The organism is Cupriavidus taiwanensis (assembly GCF_900249755.1).
Classification (GTDB): domain Bacteria; phylum Pseudomonadota; class Gammaproteobacteria; order Burkholderiales; family Burkholderiaceae; genus Cupriavidus; species Cupriavidus taiwanensis_D.
Genome location: NZ_LT976854.1, coordinates 1,618,704 through 1,632,810 on the forward strand (window position 1 = coordinate 1,618,704; position 14,107 = coordinate 1,632,810).

At 68.1% G+C, this 14,107-nt stretch carries 15 protein-coding genes; 7 read left to right on the forward strand and 8 right to left on the reverse strand.

Translation table 11 applies throughout. The features are described from left to right. Positions 1-168: 168 nt before the first annotated feature. Both CBM2594_RS22940 and CBM2594_RS22945 read left to right on the forward strand, forming a co-directional pair. Positions 169-960, forward strand: coding sequence for an MHYT domain-containing protein (locus CBM2594_RS22940; RefSeq protein WP_116359090.1), 792 nt, complete (start codon positions 169-171; stop codon positions 958-960). 167 nt (positions 961-1,127) lie between these two features. Beyond that, complete coding sequence (locus CBM2594_RS22945) at positions 1,128-2,555, forward strand: NAD-dependent succinate-semialdehyde dehydrogenase (protein ID WP_116359091.1); 1,428 nt, start codon at positions 1,128-1,130, stop codon at positions 2,553-2,555. Positions 2,556-2,599: 44 nt separating this feature from the next. Here CBM2594_RS22945 and CBM2594_RS22950 read toward each other — a convergent pair whose 3' ends face one another. The 6 genes from CBM2594_RS22950 to CBM2594_RS22975 all read right to left on the reverse strand — a co-directional run bounded on the left by CBM2594_RS22950 (position 2,600) and on the right by CBM2594_RS22975 (position 8,225). Further along, positions 2,600-2,998 (reverse strand): cytochrome C oxidase subunit IV family protein, encoded by a 399-nt coding sequence (locus tag CBM2594_RS22950; RefSeq protein ID WP_116359092.1) that lies wholly within the window; start codon positions 2,996-2,998, stop codon positions 2,600-2,602. A gap of 8 nt (positions 2,999-3,006) precedes the next feature. Then, entirely contained in the window at positions 3,007-3,723 is a 717-nt protein-coding gene (locus CBM2594_RS22955; RefSeq protein ID WP_116359093.1) for a heme-copper oxidase subunit III family protein, read from the reverse strand. Positions 3,724-3,746: 23 nt separating this feature from the next. Continuing rightward, the gene (locus CBM2594_RS22960; RefSeq protein ID WP_116359094.1) at positions 3,747-4,394 is read right to left on the reverse strand and encodes a bb3-type cytochrome oxidase subunit III; all 648 of its coding nucleotides are present in this window, start codon (positions 4,392-4,394) and stop codon (positions 3,747-3,749) included. Then, complete coding sequence (gene ctaD / locus CBM2594_RS22965) at positions 4,391-6,148, reverse strand: cytochrome c oxidase subunit I (protein WP_116359095.1); 1,758 nt, start codon at positions 6,146-6,148, stop codon at positions 4,391-4,393. Before ctaD ends, CBM2594_RS22960 begins: the two co-directional genes overlap by 4 nt. 10 nt (positions 6,149-6,158) lie before the next feature. Continuing rightward, positions 6,159-7,517 carry a cytochrome c oxidase subunit II gene (locus CBM2594_RS22970; RefSeq protein WP_116359096.1) on the reverse strand — a complete coding sequence of 453 codons (1,359 nt, stop codon included), beginning with the start codon at positions 7,515-7,517 and terminating at the stop codon, positions 6,159-6,161. A 204-nt stretch (positions 7,518-7,721) separates the two neighbouring features. Next, on the reverse strand, positions 7,722-8,225 hold the full coding sequence (locus tag CBM2594_RS22975; protein ID WP_116359097.1) for a hypothetical protein: 504 nt from the start codon (positions 8,223-8,225) through the stop codon (positions 7,722-7,724). A 281-nt stretch (positions 8,226-8,506) separates the two neighbouring features. Between CBM2594_RS22975 and CBM2594_RS22980 the strand changes: the two genes are divergently transcribed. Together CBM2594_RS22980 and CBM2594_RS22985 are read left to right on the forward strand one after the other, a co-directional pair. After that, positions 8,507-8,686: a hypothetical protein gene (locus CBM2594_RS22980; RefSeq protein WP_041228702.1), complete on the forward strand. Its 180-nt coding sequence runs from the start codon at positions 8,507-8,509 to the stop codon at positions 8,684-8,686. A 46-nt stretch (positions 8,687-8,732) separates the two neighbouring features. Then, the gene (locus tag CBM2594_RS22985; protein WP_198048200.1) at positions 8,733-8,897 is read left to right on the forward strand and encodes a hypothetical protein; all 165 of its coding nucleotides are present in this window, start codon (positions 8,733-8,735) and stop codon (positions 8,895-8,897) included. Positions 8,898-8,904: 7 nt separating this feature from the next. Here the strand turns inward: CBM2594_RS22985 and CBM2594_RS22990 are convergent, their stop codons facing one another. Next, positions 8,905-9,909, reverse strand: coding sequence for a LysR family transcriptional regulator (locus tag CBM2594_RS22990; protein WP_116359098.1), 1,005 nt, complete (start codon positions 9,907-9,909; stop codon positions 8,905-8,907). A 129-nt stretch (positions 9,910-10,038) separates the two neighbouring features. Between CBM2594_RS22990 and CBM2594_RS22995 the strand changes: the two genes are divergently transcribed. The 3 genes from CBM2594_RS22995 (at position 10,039) to gabT (ending at position 13,735) form a co-directional block, all read left to right on the forward strand. Further along, positions 10,039-11,346: an MFS transporter gene (locus CBM2594_RS22995; RefSeq protein ID WP_116359099.1), complete on the forward strand. Its 1,308-nt coding sequence runs from the start codon at positions 10,039-10,041 to the stop codon at positions 11,344-11,346. Positions 11,347-11,373: 27 nt separating this feature from the next. Beyond that, positions 11,374-12,402: a histone deacetylase family protein gene (locus tag CBM2594_RS23000; RefSeq protein ID WP_116359100.1), complete on the forward strand. Its 1,029-nt coding sequence runs from the start codon at positions 11,374-11,376 to the stop codon at positions 12,400-12,402. Positions 12,403-12,469: 67 nt separating this feature from the next. Further along, positions 12,470-13,735 carry a 4-aminobutyrate--2-oxoglutarate transaminase gene (gene gabT / locus CBM2594_RS23005; RefSeq protein ID WP_116359101.1) on the forward strand — a complete coding sequence of 422 codons (1,266 nt, stop codon included), beginning with the start codon at positions 12,470-12,472 and terminating at the stop codon, positions 13,733-13,735. Positions 13,736-13,811: 76 nt separating this feature from the next. Here the strand turns inward: gabT and CBM2594_RS23010 are convergent, their stop codons facing one another. Beyond that, on the reverse strand, positions 13,812-14,009 hold the full coding sequence (locus CBM2594_RS23010) for a rubredoxin (protein WP_116359102.1): 198 nt from the start codon (positions 14,007-14,009) through the stop codon (positions 13,812-13,814). Positions 14,010-14,107 lie beyond the last annotated feature (98 nt).

The window sequence follows — 14,107 nt, forward strand, 5'->3', positions numbered from 1 at the left end:
TTATTTCCGGACAACGACCGCCGCCGCATACTCCGGCAGGGACCAGCGCGTCCCGGGCCGGCTGCCGGACGGGGTTATCCGGGGGTTATCGGGGTTATCCGGGCTTGTCCGGATGGATCCGGCATGCGCGAGCGCCTTCCGTCGCAGTCAAAACAAGGAGGTGGGGTCATGTTTGTCGGTTTCGAGCCTGTTGCCGGCGCCCTGGTGCCGTTTGCCTATGACTGGCCGATGGTGGGCCTGTCGTTCCTGATCTCGGTGTGCGGCGCCTATGTCGGCCTGCGCTGGTCGCGCCGGGTGCGCCTGCCCGACGGTCGCCTGGACGTCGACCGGCTGCTGTGCGCCAGCGTGGCGCTGGGCGGCGGCGCGGTCTGGTCGATGCATTTCATCGGCATGGTGGCCTACCAGACCCCGACCCACCGCGAGTTCGGCCTGTTCACCACGCTGGCCTCGCTGCTGGTGGTGATGGTGCTGGCCGGGGCCGGGCTGGCGCTCGCGTCGCGCCCGCGCGGCAGCCGCACCCGCAACGTGGTGCAGGGCGGCGTGCTGACCGGGCTGGGCGTGGTTGCGATGCACTACACCGGCATGGCGGCGATCCGCTCCAATACCCGCTTCGACTGGGACATCGCCGTCATCGGGCTGTCGGTGGTGATCGCCGTGGTGGTGTCGGTGGTGGCGCTGTGGCTGGCCATCACGGTGAAGACCGCCGGCAAGCAGCTGGTGGCGGCCGTGGTGATGGGCGTGGCGGTCTGCGGCATGCACTACACCGGCATGTCGGCCGGCACCATGATCTGCACCAGCCCGACCTACGCGCCCAGCCTGTTTGCGATCGAGGGCGACAGCATCGGCTATGCGGTGTTCGGGCTGAGCCTGATCACGCTGCTGGTGATCCTGGTGGTGGAGGCCACGCGCGCCGGCGCGGCCGGAACCGTCGCCATGGCGCGCACGCGCGATCCCGCCTGAGACCGGATCGGCGGGCTGACGGACAAACGGCCTGACGGACTCCCGACCAACGGAACGGGCCGGCGCGCCCGTTCCCGCACATTCCTGGCGGGCACCCACCCGGCGCGCTGCATGAACGCGGCGGCCGGGTTAAGCTTGCGGTTTCACCGCCCACCAGGAGAACACGCATGTACCAGGATCTCGCCCTCTATATCGACGGAGAATTCATCAAGGGAGGCGACCGGCGCGGGCAGGAGGTCATCAACCCGGCCACGCAGGAAGTGCTGGGCCAGCTGCCGCACGCCACGCGCGCCGACCTGGACCGCGCGCTGGCCGCCGCGCAGCGCGCCTTTGAAACCTGGAAGAAGACCTCGCCGCTGGAGCGCGGCAAGATCCTGCGCCGCGTCGGCGAACTGGCGCGCGAGCGCGCCCGCGACATCGGCCGCAATATCACGCTGGACCAGGGCAAGCCGCTGGCCGAGGCGGTCGGCGAGATCATGGTCTGCGCCGAGCACGCCGACTGGCACGCCGAGGAATGCCGCCGCATCTACGGCCGCGTGATCCCGCCGCGCCAGCCCAATGTGCGCCAGCTGGTGGTGCGCGAGCCGATCGGCGTCTGCGCCGCCTTCACCCCGTGGAACTTCCCCTTCAACCAGGCCATCCGCAAGATCGTCGCCGCGGTGGGCGCGGGCTGCACGCTGATCCTGAAGGGACCGGAGGACTCTCCCAGCGCGGTGGTGGCGCTGGCGCAGCTGTTCCACGATGCCGGCCTGCCGCCGGGCGTGCTGAACATCGTCTGGGGCGTTCCGGCCGAGGTCTCGACCTACCTGATCGAATCGCCGATCGTGCGCAAGATCTCGTTCACCGGCTCGGTGCCGGTGGGCAAGCAGCTGGCGGCGCTGGCCGGCGCGCACATGAAGCGCGTGACCATGGAGCTGGGCGGGCATTCGCCGGTGCTGGTGTTCGACGATGCCGATATCGACCCGGCCGCCGAGATGCTGGCGCGCTTCAAGCTGCGCAACGCCGGCCAGGTGTGCGTGTCGCCCACGCGCTTCTACGTCCAGGAGAAAGCGTATGACCGCTTCCTGGCGCGCTTCACCGAGGTGATCGGCTCGATCAAGGTCGGCAACGGCCTGGAAGACGGCACCCAGATGGGCCCGCTCGCGCACGAGCGCCGCGTGCTCTCGATGGAACAGTTCCTGGACGATGCCAGCCAGCGCGGCGGCAAGGTGGTCGCGGGCGGCTCGCGACTGGGCGACAAGGGCTACTTCTTCGCCCCGACCGTGGTCACCGACCTGCCCGACGACGCGCGCCTGATGACCGACGAGCCGTTCGGCCCGGTGGCGCCGGTAACGCGCTTCAAGGACACCGCCGAGGTGCTGCGCCGCGCCAACAGCCTGCCCTTCGGGCTGGCGTCGTATGTCTTCACCAACTCGCTGAAGACCGCGACCGAAGTGTCCAACGGCCTCGAAGCCGGCATGGTCAACATCAACCACTTCGGCATGGCGCTGGCCGAGACCCCGTTCGGCGGCATCAAGGACTCGGGCATCGGCAGCGAAGGCGGCCAGGAGACCTTCGACGGCTACCTGGTCACCAAGTTCATCACCCAGGCCTGAGCGGCCCGGCACGCGGGCGCACGCCAGCACGGCGTGCCGCCCCGTCAGCGGAAGAAGATGCCGCGCGTCAGGAACGTGTGATTCGCTTCTTCCGCCATCAGCCACACCAGCACCAGCAGGCATAGCGGCGGGATCAGGATGGCGCAGATCAGCGCCATGCGCTCCCATGCCATGTGCATGAACACCGCGACGATCAGCCCGGCCTTCAGCCCCATGAACAGCAGGATCAGGGTCCAGCGCAGGTAGCCGCTGACATGGAAGTAATCGACCATGTAGGACAGCGCGGACAGCACGAACAGCAGCAGCCAGATCTTCAGGTAGAGCCCGATCGGGTGCTGCTGGCCGGAATGCGCGCCGTGCCCGGCGTCATGGCCGGAGCCGTGCTGTGCCGGCGTTGCCGGCGCCGCGGGAGTTGCCGCGGGTGTTGCCGGGTTAGATGCCATGGCCACCCTCACCAGAGATAGAACAGCGCAAAGATGAATACCCACACCAGGTCGACGAAGTGCCAGTACAGCCCGGCGATCTCGACGATCTGGTAGTTGCCCGCGGCTTCGTAGCGCCCGCGCAGCACGCGCGTGGCCACCACCAGCAGGTAGATCACGCCGCATGACACGTGCAGGCCGTGGAAGCCCGTGATCATGAAGAAGGTCGAGCCGAACTGCGCCGCCCCCATCGGGTTGCCCCAGGGCCGCACGCCCTCGTCGACGATCAGCTTGGTCCATTCGAAGGCCTGCATGCCGACGAACAGCACGCCGAACGTCGCGGTGGCGAACATCAGCAGCGCGCATTCGCGGCGCGCGCGCCGGTAGGCAAAGTTGACCGCCATCGCCATGGTGCCGCTGCTGGTAATCAGCACGAAGGTCATGATCGCGATCAGCAGCAGCGGGATGTCGGCGCCGCCCACGTGCAGCGCGAACACCTCGCTCGGGTTGGGCCACGGCACCGTGGTCGACATGCGCACGGTCATGTAGCCGGTCAGGAAGCAGCTGAAGACGAAGGTGTCGGACAGCAGGAAGATCCACATCATCGCCTTGCCCCACGACACCTTGAAGGCCTGCTGGTCCGACGACCAGTCGGCCAGCATGCCGCGCACGCCGCCGACCGCTGGCGCAGGCGCAGCAGGTGCCACCGCCGGGGTGGCCGATGGTGAAGACAGTTGCGTGGACATGCCGCTCCTCCTTGCCGCCGCCGCTAGGCCGTGCCGCAGATGTATCGCACCAGCTCGGGCGTGAGCCAGCCCAGCGCCGCCAGCAGCACCGCCCAGACCGCCAGCAGGAAATGCCAGTAGCGCGCACACAGCCGCAGGCGCAGCACCGCGGCCTCGCCGCTGCCGCGCGCCGTCATGGCAACGCCCCAGCCGGCCAGTCCGCCCAGCACGTGCAGGCCGTGCATCGCCGTCAGCAGGTAGAAGAAGCTGCCGGCGGGGTTGCCGGCCGGCATCACCTGCATCGCGCCCAGCGCCTGCCACGCCCACAGCTGCGAGGCGACAAAGCCGGCCGCGCCCAGCCCGCCCAGGCGCAGCGCGCGCCTTGCTGCGGCCATCTCGCCCCGGGCCGCGGCGCGCGCGGCCGCCGCCATCGCCACGCTGCCCGCGGCCAGCAGCGCGGTCGACAGCCATACCTGCCACGGCAGCGCGATGCGGTGCCAGTCCGGGCTGTCCATGCGCAGCGCATAGGCGGTCAGGAACAGCGCGAACAGCGACGTGACCACGCCCATAAACACCCACAGCCCGATGCTCGCCGGCGCGCGGCGCTGCGGGTGGCGGTTGGCGGCGTTCTCGCCGGAAGGGTTGCCGCCGAAGTCGTCGCGGCTGACCTTGTAGACGGCGTCGGCGTTCATGCTACGGCTCCGCGGCTGGCGTGCGGTTCAGGCTCGGCACCGCCCTCTTCCGGCGGCGCGTTCTGCGCGATAAAGTCCTCGCGCGCGCCCGGCACGCTGTAGGCGTAGGCCCAGCGGTACACCACCGGCAGGTGCGGGCCCCAGTTGCCGTGCGCCGGCGGCGTCTGCGGCGTCTGCCATTCCAGCGAGGCCGCGCGCCAGGGGTTGCCGTCGGCCTTTTGCCCGTGCCGCAGGCTCCAGAACAGGTTGAAGACGAAGAGCAGCTGCGCCGTGGCAACGACGAACGCGGCCACCGAGATATACATGTTCATCACATGCGCCGACTCCGGGATAAAGGCGTAGTTCTCGTAGGCGTAGTAGCGCCGCGGCATGCCCAGCACGCCCAGGTAATGCATCGGGAAGAAGATGGCATAGGTGCCGACGAAGGTCACCCAGAAATGGATGCGGCCCATGCTGTCGTTCAGCATCCGCCCGGTGACCTTGGGATACCAGTGGTAGAGGCCGCCGAACACCACCAGGATCGGCGACACGCCCATCACCATGTGGAAGTGCGCCACCACGAAGTACGTGTTCGACAGCGGGATATCGACGCTGACGTTGCCCAGGAACAGCCCGGTCAGCCCGCCGATGATGAAGGTGCTGATAAAGGCGATGGCGAACAGCATCGGCACGGTGAAGTGGATATCGCCGCGCCACAGCGTGATGACCCAGTTGTAGACCTTGATCGCGGTCGGGATCGCGATGATCAGCGTGGTGGTGGCGAAGAAGAAGCCGAAGTACGGGTTCATGCCGCTGACGAACATATGGTGCGCCCACACCACCACCGACAGCACGCCGATCGCCAGGATCGCCCAGACCATGGTGCGGTACCCGAAGATGCTCTTGCGCGAATGCACGCTGACCAGGTCCGAGACGATGCCGAACGCCGGCAGCGCGACGATATACACCTCCGGGTGGCCGAAGAACCAGAACAGATGCTGGAACAGCAGCGGGCTGCCGCCCTTGTACTGCAGCTGCTGGCCCATCGACACCATCGCCGGCATGAAGAAGCTGGTGCCCATGGTCTTGTCGAGCAGCATCATCACCGCCGACACGAACAGCGCCGGAAACGCCAGCAGCGCCAGGATGGTGGCCATGAAGATGCCCCACACCGACAGCGGCATGCGCAGCAGCGTCATGCCCTCGGTGCGCGCCTGCAGCACCGTGGTGACGTAGTTGAGCCCGCCCATGGTCGCCGCGACGATAAAGATCGCCAGCGACACCAGCATCAGGATGATGCCCCAGTCGTGCCCGGGCGTGCCGGGCAGGATGGCCTGCGGCGGATACAGCGTCCAGCCCGCGCCGGTGGGCCCGCCCGGCACGAAGAAGCTGGCCAGCAGCACGATCACCGACAGCAGGTAGACCCAGAAGCTGAGCATGTTGAGGTAGGGGAACACCATGTCGCGCGCGCCCACCATCAGCGGGATCAGGTAGTTGCCGAAGCCGCCCAGGAACAGCGCGGTCAGCAGGTAGATCACCATGATCATGCCGTGCATGGTGACGAACTGGTAGTAGCGGTTGGCGTCGATGAACTCGAAGCGGCCGGGGAAGCCCAGCTGCATGCGCATCAGGTTGGACAGCGCCACTCCCACCAGCCCCACCACGATCGCCACGATGGTGTACTGCACGGCGATGACCTTGTGGTCCTGGCTCCAGACATAGCGCGTCCAGAAGCTCTGCGGCGCATGATGGGCGGCGTCATCGGCGTAGGCCATGCAGGTCTCCTCACTGGCGCGGCGGCGCGGGCGCGGCCGTGGGCGGCACCGCGACGGCCGTCGAAGTGGTATAGGTGCCGGACGCGGCGCCGGCGGTGGCCGCGGGCGCTGCCGAACCGGCGGCCGCCGTGGTCGCGGCGCTGGTGGTGGCGGCGGCTCCGGCGGGCACGTCCGCCGGAGCGACCGGCGCCACCATGCCGGCCTCTGGCGCACCGCTGCCCACGGATCTGATATACGCGGTCAGCGCCGCGACCTCGTCGTCGCTGATCGGCACCTTCGGCATCACCGGACCGTAGCCCTTGACCAGCCGCGCATGCGGATCGGCGATCTCCTTGTGCAGGAAGGCATCGTCGACCTTTGCGCTGCTGCCGTCGGCAAAGGTCTCGGTCTTGCCGTACAGGCCCTTCCAGGTCGGTCCCACGCCCGGATTGCCGTCGATGCTGTGGCAGCCGACGCAGCCCTTGCTCTGCGCCAGTGCGCGGCCCTTCTCGATGGTGCCGGCCGCGCCCGCCGCGCCGGGGGCGGCCGCGGCCATCGCCGCCGGCGGCGCCGCGGCCTTCGCCAGCGTCATGGCAAAGGTCTGCTGCTTGGCCAGCCAGGCTTCGTAGGCGGCGGGCTCTTCCACCACCACCGTGCCGCGCATGTTGTAGTGGCCCACGCCGCACAGCTGCGCGCACAGGATGTCGAAGCGGCCCGGCTGCGTCGGCGTGAACCAGAACGACGTCACCATGCCCGGCACCATGTTCATGCGCGCGCGAAACGGCGGCACGTAGAAGTCATGCAGCACGTCCTTGGAGCGCAGCAGCACCTTGACCGGCTTGTTCAGCGGCAGGTGCACCTCGGGGCCGACGATGATGATGTTGTCGAGCCCGCGCGGGTCGTCCGGGTCCAGCCCGAGCGGATTCGCGCCGGTGACGAAGCGCGCGTCGGAGGCGCCCAGCTGCCCGCTCTTGCCGGGAAAGCGGAAGGCCCACGACCACTGCTGCCCGACCACTTCCATCACCATCGCCTCGCGCGGCGGGCGCACGTAGTCGGCGTAGACGAACAGGCCCGGTGCCAGCAGCAGGATTACGCCCAGCGTGGTGCCGCCGATCAGCCAGAGTTCAAGCTTGCCGTTCTCGGGGTGGTAGGACGCGCGGTGCCCGCTGCCGCCGTTGGGATGCGGCGCATCATGGCGGAAGCGCCAGACGATGTAGCCGACGAACAGGTTGATGCCGATGAAGAAGATGCCGGTGATGACGAGGGTAATGGTCAGCGTGTCGTCCATCTGTTTCCAGTTGGACGCCAGCGGCGTTGCCCACCACGGGCTCAGGAAATGGAAGAGCACCGAAGCGGCAACCATGACGACGAGTGCGATGGCCATCGCCATATCCACCCTCCTCCTCGCACGCGGCGAGGGATGCGCAAGTCACGCAGGTAGAGATAAGACTAGTGCATGCCGTCAGGTCACTGCAAGGCGACACGCCGGGGCATCGGTGTCGCACTGCACAAGCGTGCGGCACAAGAAAAAGCGGCGGCGGGAACCCGTAGTCCCCGCCGCCGCGGCGCGATTGTGCAGGCTCCCGCTGCCGGCTCAGTGCGACACGTCCTTGCTTTCCAGCTTCCAGTAGCACGCCGCCGCCGCGATGCCAAAGATCAGGTGCCCGACGAAGGTATGCCAGCCACGCACCTCGACAAACCACGGGAACGCCCGCGTCATCACATAGAAGTTGAAGACATAGACCAGCACGCCGAACACCGCGCCCGCCAGCATGGCCAGGCCCAGGCTCGAATCCAGCGTGAACGGCGCCAGGATCGCCGCCAGGATCATGCCCAGCACGGCGCCCAGCACGAAGTGGATCACCAGTGCCGCGGCCACGGTGCCGACGCTGAACAGCGAGGTCTGCAGCACGTCAGGCCCCATCACGATCGCCGCGATCATGCGCGTGGCCACCCAGGGGTTCACGCCCGACACCATCGACGACCAGAACAGTTCCAGCACCAGCAGCAACGCGCCCGCCGCCAGCCCCGACACCGCTGCCGCGGTCCAGTCCGGCAGTCGCCGCACGTAGTGGTGCGATTGCATGTGAAGTTCCATAGCCACCTCCGTCTCTCGTCGGCGGGGCATCGCACGAAAGGGGAAACACGCCCCGCGTCTTTGCTCAGCATAGGACACCGGTTTCGCGGTTCGGGCCGGCACGCCGAAAAAAGGCTCGCAATGCGTACGTGGCACAACGCCCGGGCACGGGCAAGTGCGTGCTTCGATACCTGCCCGTGCGAGCGCAAGCGCCGCATCCGGGACAATCCCGATGCGCACACCGTGCATCCGGCACACACTGCCTATACTGGAATCACAAAAGAGAGAGACAGGAGACCGCCATGCACTTCACCGCGCATGATCTTGTATTCCTGATTCCGATGGCGCTGGTAGGCGTGATCGCCATGGGTTCGATCCCGGTGACCGCCAAGTTCCTGCGCATCAGTTGCCGCACCATGGGCGCGCTGATCGGCGCGCTGGTCGCAGTGCTGGTGCTGGAGGCATTACCGCTGCTGATCTGACCCCGCCCGGAGTCCGGTCCACGCAGCATCCGGGGAGGAGGCCGCCATGTCGATCGGCCTGCTTGCCGCCATCATGGCGGCATTGCTGTGCATTACCGTATTGCGGGCGCTGTGGCGCTGCAGCCATCCGTACCGGATGCGGTATCGGCGCTGCGCTGCGCAGCGTCAGCGCGCGGGGCTGTGCCGGCATACGCAGCGCAGGCACGGCTGAACGCCGCCTAAACCGTCGGCGTGCGCAGCGCGGCCAGGGGCGCGTTCACGGCGTCCCCCAGGCGCTCCATCAACGAGTAGCGGGCCACATAGTGGCGGAAGTGCGCGATGAACGCCGCCTCGGCCGGCGTCTGGCGGCGCTCAGCGTTCCACAGCAGGTACAGGTCGATATCGGCCACGCCCTCTTCCGGCGGCAGGCGCCACAGCCGTTGCTGCGCCACGTCGTCTGCCACGATATGTTCGGGCAGGCAGCCAATGCCATAGCCCGCGAACACCAGCCGCCGGATTTCATCGAGACTGGACGACGTCGCCACGATGCGCCCCGAGAAGCCGTGCTGGTCGCGGAATACCGCCAATGGCGCGAGCACGTCGCCAAGCTGGTCGCTGCTGAATGACACGAAGTGCTCGGCCAGAAGGTCGGAAATGCCAAGCCCGGTGCGGCCAAAGAGCCGGTGATGACGCCCGCAGAAGATGGCGTAGCGCTGGCGCAGGAACAGCATGTGAGCGAGCCTGTCGCCCGCCTGCCGATACAGGCTCAGGCCCACGCCGCCCGCCTTCTGCGCCAGCGCGTCCACGATTTCGCTGCTGCGCAACACGTCCACCTGCAGCGTGACGCGCGGATGCTGGCGATGGAACGCGGCCAGGCATTCGTCATAGACGCCGGAGTGGATGCGGCTGACTGTCAGCAGCCGCAGCAGCCCACTCACCTCGTCCTGCTGCCCCGTCAGTTCCGCTCCCAGGCGCGCAATGCTGCCATAGACCTCGGTGGCAATGCGCAGCACCTCTTCCCCGGGCCGGGTCAGCCGGAAAGCGCTGCCGCGCCGTTCGATCAGCGTGTGCCCCAGGTGTTCCTCGAGACGGCGCAGTGCCAGGCTCACGGCAGGCTGGGTGATATGCAGCCGCACCGCGGCACGGCTAAGGCTGCGCTCATGGACGATGGTCAGGAAGGTGCGCAGCAGGTTCCAGTCGAGCCGGTCGGTGAGCAAGGCCCGGTCCAGCGCAGAACGCTCCATGACCTCACCTATAAGTTGAAGTTATGTAAAATATAAATACTAGAAATTTGACTGATGCCTGTCAACGGGCGCTAACTACTCCCACAGCTGCCCCGATGCAGCGACACGCAAATCGTGAGGAGACCGTCCATGCCCGTATCCCCAGCCGGCAAGCGCCAGCCCGTGCGCGCTGCCACCGCCGCCTTTGTCGGCACCATGATCGAGTGGTACGACTTCTACATCTACGCCACCGCGGCCGCGCTGGTGTTCGGCCCGCTGTTCTTCCCCGGTGGCGATCCCTTCCTGAGCACGCTGGCGTCGTTCGGCACCTTCGCGGTCGGCTTCTTCGCGCGCCCGCTCGGTGGCATCGTGTTCGGCCACTGGGGCGACCGCATCGGCCGCAAGCAGGCGCTGATGGTCACGCTGATGATGATGGGCGTGGCCACCATCGGCATCGGCCTGCTGCCGACCTACGCCACCGCCGGCGCGATCGCGCCGGTACTGCTGGTGCTGCTGCGCGTGGTGCAGGGCATCGCCGTCGGCGGCGAATGGGGCGGCGCGGTGCTGATGGCGGGCGAGCACGCGCCGCGCGGCCGCCGCACCTTCTTCGCCTCGTTCGCGCAGCTCGGCAGCCCCGCCGGCCTGATCCTGTCGCTGCTGGCCTTCCGCGCGGTGACGTCGATGGAGCGCGACGCGTTCATGGACTGGGGCTGGCGCCTGCCGTTCCTGGCCAGCGCGGCGCTGCTGCTGGTGGGCGTGGCGATCCGCCTGGGCGTGAATGAATCGCCCGAATTCGCGCAGGTGCAGGCGCAGCGCAAGACCGCCAGGCTGCCGCTTGCCGAAGTCTGGCGCACCGCGCGCGTGCCGGTGCTGCTGTGCATCGGCGCCAATACCATCGGCATCGCCGGGGTGTACTTCACCAACACCTTCATGATCGCCTACACCACGCAATACCTGTCGCTGTCGCGGACCCTGATCCTCGACTGCCTGTTTGCCGTCGCCATCATCCAGTTCCTGTCGCAGCCGCTGGCCGCCTGGCTCGCGGAAAAGCTTGGCGGGGCGCGCTTCCTCAAGCTGGCCGCGCTGCTGGCCATGGCTTCGCCCTACCCGATGTTCCTGCTGGTGCAGACCCGCGAGGCGCCCGCGATCGTGCTGGGCATCGCGCTGGCAGTGGTGTGCATGGCGAGCTTCTATTCGGTGATCGCGGGTTTTGTCAGCGGGGTCTTCGAGACCCGCGTGCGCTACTCGGCGATCTCGCTGTCCTACCAGGTCTGCGGCGCGATCGCGGGCGGGCTGACGCCGCTGGTCGGGACCATCCTGGCGCAGCGCTTCCAGGGCCAATGGTGGCCGCTGGCCGTGTTCTACACCTTGCTGGCCGGCGTATCGCTGCTGTGCATCGTTTGCGTCGATGCGCGCCAGCGCCAGCAGCACCCCACCGCGCAAGCGGCGCAGGCCTGAGCGCCGGCAACCCGAGACTGCAAGCCCATGCTGACGTTTTTCCATCCCGAGCAACTGCTGCACCATCCACAGAGCTACTTCTCGCGCGGCCGCATGCGCGCGCCGCAGGAGCTGCCCGCGCGCGCGCAGCGGCTGGTGCAGGCGGTCCAGGCGCTGGGCTTTGCGCTGCACGCTCCCGCCGACCATGGCCTGGCGCCGCTGGCCGCGGTGCACGACCAACGCTACCTGCAGTTCCTGCAACACGCGCATGGCCGCTGGCGCGAACTGCCGGAAGACTGGGGCGACGAAGTCATGTCGAACATCTTCGTGCGCGAGCCCAACGCCCTGCGCGGCGTGCTGGCGCAAGCCGCGCGCTACCTTGCCGACGGCAGCTGCCCGGTGGGCCCGCACACCTGGCGCTCGGCCTACTGGTCGGCGCAGAGCGCGGTGGCCGGCGCGCGGGCGTTGCTGGACGGCGAGCGCCGCGCCTATGCCCTGTGCCGTCCGCCCGGCCATCACGCGCGGCGCGACGCGGCGGGCGGCTTCTGCTACCTGAACAATGCCGCCATCGCCGCGCAGGCGCTGCGCGCGCGCTTTGGCCGCGTGGCCATCCTCGATACCGACATGCACCACGGCCAGGGCATCCAGGAGATCTTCTACGAGCGGGCCGACGTGCTGTACGTGTCGATCCACGGCGACCCGACCAACTTCTATCCGGCGGTCGCGGGCTTCGACGATGAGCGCGGCAGCGGCGCGGGCGCCGGGCACAACCTCAACCTGCCGATGCCGCACCGTTCTGCCGAGCCGGTCTTCTTCGACAAGCTGGACGCCGCGCGCGGCGCGATCGAACGCTTTGCGCCCGAGGTGCTGGTGCTGTCGCTCGGCTTCGACATCTACCGCGAAGATCCGCAATCACAGGTGGACGTGTCCACCGCGGGCTTTGGCCGCCTCGGCCGCGCCGTTGCCGCACTGGGCCTGCCCACGCTGGTGGTGCAGGAAGGCGGTTACCACCTCGACTCGCTCGCCGCCAATGCCAGCGCCTTCTTCGGCGGCATCGGCGCAAGCGTCGCCGGCTAGCGCGCCCGTTTACAGATCCACGCCGGCGCCAGCGCGGTGCCGGCAAGACCTACCCATCGGAGCCATCATGAAAAATGCCGACCTGGCGCAGCGCAAGGACGCCGCCATTCCCCGCGGCGTCGGGGTCATGTGCAACTTCTACGCGGAGCGCGCCGAGAACGCTGAGCTCTGGGACATCGAGGGCCGCCGCTATATCGACTTCGCCGCGGGCATTGCCGTGCTGAACACCGGGCACCGGCATCCGCGCCTGATGCAGGCGGTGCAGGAGCAGTTGCAGCGCTTTACCCATACCGCTTACCAGGTCGTTCCCTACGCCGGCTATATCCAGCTGGCGGAGCAGATCAACCAGCGCGTCCCTGGCGCCTGGACCAAGAAGACCGCGCTCTTCACCACCGGCGCCGAGGCGGTCGAGAACGCAGTCAAGATCGCCCGCGCCGCCACCGGCCGCGCCGGCGTGATCGCGTTCTCCGGCGGCTTCCATGGCCGCACCATGATGGGCATGGCGCTGACGGGCAAGGTCGAGCCGTACAAGCTCGGCTTCGGCCCCTTCCCCGCCGAGGTCTTCCATGTGCCGTACCCGCAAGCCCTGCACGGCATCAGCGTCGAGGACAGCATCGGCGCGCTGCGCCAGCTGTTCAAGGCGGATGTCGATCCCCGGCGCGTGGCCGCGATCATCTTCGAGCCGGTGCAGGGCGAAGGCGGCTTCAATATTGCCCCGCCGGCGTTCGTGCGCGCGCTGCGCGCAATTTGCGACGAGCACGGCATCGTGTTGATTGCAGATGAAGTCCAGACCGGCTTCGGCCGCACCGGCAAGCTCTTCGCCATGGAGCACTACGACGTGGCCGCCGACCTGACCACCATGGCCAAGAGCCTCGCCGGCGGCTTCCCGCTGTCGGCGGTGTGCGGCCGGGCCGAGCTAATGGACGCACCCGCGCCCGGCGGCCTGGGCGGCACCTATGCCGGCAACCCGCTTGCCGTCGCCGCGGCGCTGGCGGTGATCGACGTGCTGGAAAGCGAAGGTTTGCCCGAGCGCGGCATCGCGCTTGGCCGCCGCCTGCAGGAGCGGCTCGAAGGCCTGAAAACAAGCGTGCCCGAGATTGCCGAGGTGCGCGGCGTGGGCGCGATGGTGGCGGTCGAATTCCGCGGCCGCGATGGCAGCCCCGATCCCGGGTTCACCAGGCAGGTACAGCGCCGCGCGCTGGACCAGGGCCTGCTGTTGCTGACCTGCGGCGTGCACGGCAACGTGATCCGCTTCTTGTTCCCGCTCACCATCCCCGATGCGGTAATGGACGAAGGGCTGGACATGCTGGCGCGCGCCCTGACTGCGGCCTGAGTGCGGCCTGAGTGCGGCCTGAGTCCAAGTCATGGCGGCAAGCATCTGGAAGACGCGCCGCGAAGTGCCTGCGCCGTTACAGCTCGATCATCGCGAATTCGCCCTTGCCGACGTCGCATTCCGGGCAGCGCCAGTCATCGGGGATGTCTTCCCAGCGCGTGCCGGGGGCGATGCCGTCTTCCGGCCAGCCCTGCTCTTCGTCGTACACCCAGCCGCAGATCACGCACACCCACGTCTTGTAGGCGACGGCGGCTTCGATTGGCTCCTGCTGCAAAACTCACTCCTGATTCGGCGATGGAACGGATTGTCCGGGCCGAATCATACCGGTTTTCGCAGCCAGGCCCGTGTCGGCGCCGCGCGCTGCGGCACCGA

What these genes read in the sequence shown, in the direction of transcription:
- CBM2594_RS22940 (WP_116359090.1), top strand. Translation starts at nt 169, where the DNA reads ATGTTTGTCGGTTTCGAGCCTGTTGCCGGCGCCCTGGTGCCGTTTGCC.
- CBM2594_RS22945 (WP_116359091.1), top strand. Translation starts at nt 1,128, where the DNA reads ATGTACCAGGATCTCGCCCTCTATATCGACGGAGAATTCATCAAGGGA.
- CBM2594_RS22950 (WP_116359092.1), bottom strand. Translation starts at nt 2,998, where the DNA reads ATGGCATCTAACCCGGCAACACCCGCGGCAACTCCCGCGGCGCCGGCA.
- CBM2594_RS22955 (WP_116359093.1), bottom strand. Translation starts at nt 3,723, where the DNA reads ATGTCCACGCAACTGTCTTCACCATCGGCCACCCCGGCGGTGGCACCT.
- CBM2594_RS22960 (WP_116359094.1), bottom strand. Translation starts at nt 4,394, where the DNA reads ATGAACGCCGACGCCGTCTACAAGGTCAGCCGCGACGACTTCGGCGGC.
- ctaD (WP_116359095.1), bottom strand. Translation starts at nt 6,148, where the DNA reads ATGGCCTACGCCGATGACGCCGCCCATCATGCGCCGCAGAGCTTCTGG.
- CBM2594_RS22970 (WP_116359096.1), bottom strand. Translation starts at nt 7,517, where the DNA reads ATGGCGATGGCCATCGCACTCGTCGTCATGGTTGCCGCTTCGGTGCTC.
- CBM2594_RS22975 (WP_116359097.1), bottom strand. Translation starts at nt 8,225, where the DNA reads ATGGAACTTCACATGCAATCGCACCACTACGTGCGGCGACTGCCGGAC.
- CBM2594_RS22980 (WP_041228702.1), top strand. Translation starts at nt 8,507, where the DNA reads ATGCACTTCACCGCGCATGATCTTGTATTCCTGATTCCGATGGCGCTG.
- CBM2594_RS22985 (WP_198048200.1), top strand. Translation starts at nt 8,733, where the DNA reads ATGTCGATCGGCCTGCTTGCCGCCATCATGGCGGCATTGCTGTGCATT.
- CBM2594_RS22990 (WP_116359098.1), bottom strand. Translation starts at nt 9,909, where the DNA reads ATGGAGCGTTCTGCGCTGGACCGGGCCTTGCTCACCGACCGGCTCGAC.
- CBM2594_RS22995 (WP_116359099.1), top strand. Translation starts at nt 10,039, where the DNA reads ATGCCCGTATCCCCAGCCGGCAAGCGCCAGCCCGTGCGCGCTGCCACC.
- CBM2594_RS23000 (WP_116359100.1), top strand. Translation starts at nt 11,374, where the DNA reads ATGCTGACGTTTTTCCATCCCGAGCAACTGCTGCACCATCCACAGAGC.
- gabT (WP_116359101.1), top strand. Translation starts at nt 12,470, where the DNA reads ATGAAAAATGCCGACCTGGCGCAGCGCAAGGACGCCGCCATTCCCCGC.